5 protein-coding genes are annotated in these 4137 nt (G+C 68.2%); 2 read left to right on the top strand and 3 right to left on the bottom strand.

Translation table 11 applies throughout. The features are described from left to right. Positions 1-84 precede the first annotated feature (84 nt). Positions 85-267 (bottom strand): hypothetical protein, encoded by a 183-nt coding sequence (locus VXC91_RS43015; RefSeq protein WP_329512793.1) that lies wholly within the window; start codon positions 265-267, stop codon positions 85-87. Between the two features lie 73 nt (positions 268-340). Continuing rightward, on the bottom strand, positions 341-1411 hold the full coding sequence (locus VXC91_RS43020) for a S1 family peptidase (RefSeq protein WP_329512794.1): 1071 nt from the start codon (positions 1409-1411) through the stop codon (positions 341-343). Between the two features lie 1197 nt (positions 1412-2608). Between VXC91_RS43020 and VXC91_RS43025 the strand changes: the two genes are divergently transcribed. Next, complete coding sequence (locus VXC91_RS43025) at positions 2609-3091, top strand: MBL fold metallo-hydrolase (protein ID WP_329512795.1); 483 nt, start codon at positions 2609-2611, stop codon at positions 3089-3091. Positions 3092-3189: 98 nt separating this feature from the next. Then, on the top strand, positions 3190-3540 hold the full coding sequence (locus VXC91_RS43030; RefSeq protein ID WP_329512796.1) for a helix-turn-helix domain-containing protein: 351 nt from the start codon (positions 3190-3192) through the stop codon (positions 3538-3540). On the opposite strand, the gene VXC91_RS43035 is transcribed toward VXC91_RS43030, so the two are convergent. Beyond that, positions 3514-3903: an SDR family NAD(P)-dependent oxidoreductase gene (locus tag VXC91_RS43035; protein WP_329512797.1), complete on the bottom strand. Its 390-nt coding sequence runs from the start codon at positions 3901-3903 to the stop codon at positions 3514-3516. The two genes, VXC91_RS43030 and VXC91_RS43035, sit on opposite strands and share 27 nt — an antisense overlap. Positions 3904-4137: the final 234 nt, after the last annotated feature.

Below are 4137 nucleotides of genomic sequence, written 5' to 3' on the forward strand. Positions count from 1 at the left end.
GGGCGGGCTCGACCCCGGCGACGGTAGAAGTCGGCACAACCGGCCACATCCCGAACCTCTTCGAATCACCCCAACGAGGCACCCTCAGAAGATCTGCACCCGGACCGATCTGGCGGAGCTGCTGGACTTGGACGACACCCCGGGGCTGCGCCGGTCACAGTCGAGCACCGCGACCGGGCCGCCGCCAAGGCCGATCACACGCCGCAGCACGACCGCGCCCTGGCCATGCGGGGGCGCGGGCGGGTCGAACGTGAACGGCCGCTGCACTGAGGCGGAGTGAGTCCCCGGCGGACCGCTGGGGACTCACTCCGCGGGCTGTGAAGATGCGATCGGCGGAGGGTCAGTACACGCTGACGCCGTACGCGCTCAGCGCCTCGGTGACGGGCTGGAAGAAGGTCGTACCGCCGGAGGTGCAGTTGCCGCTGCCGCCGGAGGTCAGGCCGATCGCCTTGGTCGTGTCGAACAGGGAACCGCCGGAGTCGCCGGGCTCGGCACAGACGTTGGTTTGGATGAGGCCGTAGACGATCTCGCCGTTGCCGTAGTTGACGGTGGCGTTGAGGGCCTGGACGGTGCCGCTGTGGACGCCGGTGGTGGAGCCGCTGCGCTTGACGGACTCGCCGACGTAGGCGTTGGCGGCGGAGGTGATGTCCTGGCTGGTGCCGTTGTAGAGGTTGACGGTGCCGGGGTGGGTGACGTTGGCGTTGTCGTAGCGGACGATGCCGTAGTCGTTGGTGGGGAAGCTGGATCCGACGGTGGGGCCGATGTAGGTGGTGAGGCCGGAGTTGGTGTACCAGTACGGATAGCCCTGGGTGCAGTGGCCCGCGGTCAGGAAGTAGTAGGTGCCGCTGCTGCTACGGACGTTGAAGCCGACGGAGCAGCGCCAGCCGGCGTCGGCGTAGATGGCGGTGCCGCCGTTGAGCAGCTTCTTGAAGGTGCCGCTCACGCGCTTGATGGCGACGGCGTCGCCGTAGGAGGCGGTGGCGGCCTTGAGCTTGGCGAGCTCCCCGCGCGAGACGCGGCTGTCGGCGCTCACCACGAGAGTGTTGCTCTTGGGATCCACCGACCAGGCGGTGCCCGGGACGTCGGTGGCCTTGGTGGCGTCAGCGGCCTTGGCGAGCTGAGCGGAGCTGTGGGTGACGAACTTTGGCACGGCGCCGGCCTCGCGGACAGCCTGCGCAGCCTTCTGTGTCGTGACGCTGACGACTGCGGTCTTGGCTTTGGCGTCGTAGTACCAACCGGCGGTCGAGGTGGTGCCGAGGGTCTTGGTGAGCTTGGCGGCGGCCTCGGGCGAGGCCTTGGCCGATTGGGCGGCCTGGGCGGTGGGCATCGTGAGCACTGCTGCCGCGAACAGGCCGGACGCCGTGGCGATCAGCCCGGCGCGTCTCGCGGTGCTGGACGTCTTGATCCGCACGCGTTCCTCCTGTGGGGATGGGGCTGCCGGTCAGGAGGTACGGCACGCCGAGTTCACCGTCGGGAGAACTCGACGTGCTCCTGACAAGTCACTCCTGGAGTATTCCGAGGTGTGAGGCCGGCCGGCAAGCAGTCGGCGACAGAATTTACACGCGTAACATCTGGAGGCGTATCTGCCTCTGGGCGGCTCCAAGTTTCGGCTCTGGCAGGGGACTTGGCGTCTCAATGCGGATGCTGCGCGGCGCGTGGCCTTGTCCCGTAACCCGGGGGGACGTTCTCTCGCATGACACGTGCTGCGCCCTGCGGTGGAGGGGACGTATGCGCAGGCTGGAGCTTGAGGTTGAGTACTGACCTCTGCTGGCGCCGGGCGTCCACCTGCCGGCCGGTCAGGCCCGCAAGACGCTGCGCGATGACTCCGGCTCTGTTCTTCGTCCTCGGGCTGCTGGGCCATGGGTGGGGTCGTGTCGTCTGCGTTCGACACGACCCTGTTAGCGATTGTGCCGGAGTCTGTTGCGGGGGGTGTGGCCGGGGTTGGGTCTGGTGGGTTCTCTCTACGCCGCCCACTCCAGTCCGAGCGCGATGAGTTGCCTTCACCGGCACCCCCGACAAGTTGCCAAGCGACAGCAAGATCGCCCGACTGGTACGTGGTGGACAACTGGCGCGAGTCGCAGTCGGGCGCGAGCCAGTTCGGGGCGCTGCGCCCGCACCTCGACAGCGGAATGGTGGTGACCTCGGTGGGAGCCGTTGACGGCATCGTCGCTGCGAAGAGGCAGCATCGACGGCGGCCCACTGCCCACGCTGCGCGAACCTCAGTCGCATCGCAACCGCCCCCGCGACTGACCCGCCCGACCCGGTCGATCGCCCTGACGGATCAGAACACGCCCGGCACCCCGAAGCCGACGTCGCACCAGCCCCGTCAAGGTACTCCCACAACTGCTGCCCGGGGGGGCCGACCGGCCCTGACACGGGCACCCCTGGGCAGCGTCATGGCGCCCGGCACCCCGCGCAACCTTTCAGCGCCGCCGGGCCGCGGGGCCTCACCCCGGCGCACGACCTACGCGATACGCCACCATGCCATGCCTGGCCTGCGCCCCCGTCAGGCCACGGTGAATCCTCTGTCCGAAAGCGAGCAACGATGACGCAGTCAGTTCGCACAATCGCCGTCCCACCCGTCCCCCCAAACGGGGTCGGCCCGAAGGTGCCACCTTCCGGGTACCTGGTCGAGGAGGTCGCCGACGGCGTCCACTGGGTCACGGACGGCGGCTACCAGTGCGCGTTCGTGGTGTGCGACGACGAGGTGATCGCCATCGAAGCACCGCCCTCGCTCGGCGGCCTCGTCACGCGCGCCATCCGCGACGTGACGAGCAAGCCCATCACCCACGTGGTGTACACGCACTTCCACGGCGACCACATCGGAAGGGCCGACCAGTTCCCCGACGACGCCACACGGATCGCGCAGCAGGAGACCCATACCATGCTGCGTGAGACCGGCGATCCCCTGCGCCGGCTTCCGGACGTGACCTTCAAGGACTCGTACCGACTGGAAGTCGGTGGCCAGATCCTTGAGATGCACTACAAGGGCAGCAACCATGCGCCGGGAAACAGCTTCGTGTACCTGCCCCGGCAGAAGGTGCTGATCCGAAGTCTTGAGCGCAGACCCCCTGCTTTAGCTGGGGGTTAGCTCATCCTCGAACCGGAGCCGCGTAGCGGCGGAGATCACTGCGTTGATGTCAGTGGCGTGCACTACGTTGATCACGTCAGTTGAAGGGGGGTGTTCTCATGCTGTCCGGTCGTCGCTATCTGCTCGATCTCTCGCTCGAACAAGAGGAGATGTGCGAGGAGTTCGGCAGCATTTGCCGGTCGGTGTGGAACACTGCCCTGGAGCAGCGCCGGGAGTACCGGCGGCGCGGGGCGTGGATGAACTACGTGCCGCAGGCCGCCGAGCTGGCCGACGCCAAGCGTGAGCACGCGTGGCTCAAGGCCGCACCTTCTCACGTGCTCCAGCAGACCTTGAGGGACCTGGACCGGGCGTGCCGGGAGCATGGCACATTCAAGGTGCGTTGGCGGTCCAAGGCACGCTGGTGGAGCCTCCCCCCACCGCGGTCATCGCCTGCAGTTCGGCGCGCATAGCCACACGCCCTTGAAGTTGGTTTCGAGGACGGAGTCGAAGGTCTCGTCGGTGACCTCGGCGAGGCGGCCGCCGCCCTGGGTGCGGTCGGCATTGTTCAGGGCACCGCCGAGGCGCCCCCACCTCTCGACCGCGGCCGCGACGGCTCGTTGCACTTCGCCGGCGTCGGTGGTGTCGGCCTGAACGGCGAGGACGTTGCCTCCACCGGCGGCGATGTCCTCGGCGACACGGTCGAGTTCAGGCTTGCGGCGGGCTGTGATGACGACGTTCGCGCCTTCGCGGGCGAACAGGTACGCGGCGGACTCGCCTATACCGGACGAGGCGCCGGTGATGAGGATGGTCTTGCCTGTGAGCAGATCGGTCATGGGTGTTGCTCCATCGTGCGGGTTCTCGCTCGGTCCGGGGCCGGATCGGCGAGGAGTCAGCTATGTGCCCGGTCCGCGACGAGCGCATGGATGAGCGCGTCGCGGACGACGGCGGACGTCGCGTCGTTGTCGTCGTTGTCGGGGTTCGCGGCGACGGTCTGGGCGACACCGCGGAGGGCTGCGCGGAGCGCATTCGTCGCCAGCGCCGCGGTGATCCCGGGCCGGAGGGCGCCT

This window comes from Streptomyces chiangmaiensis (genome assembly GCF_036281785.1).
GTDB lineage: Bacteria > Actinomycetota > Actinomycetes > Streptomycetales > Streptomycetaceae > Streptomyces > Streptomyces chiangmaiensis.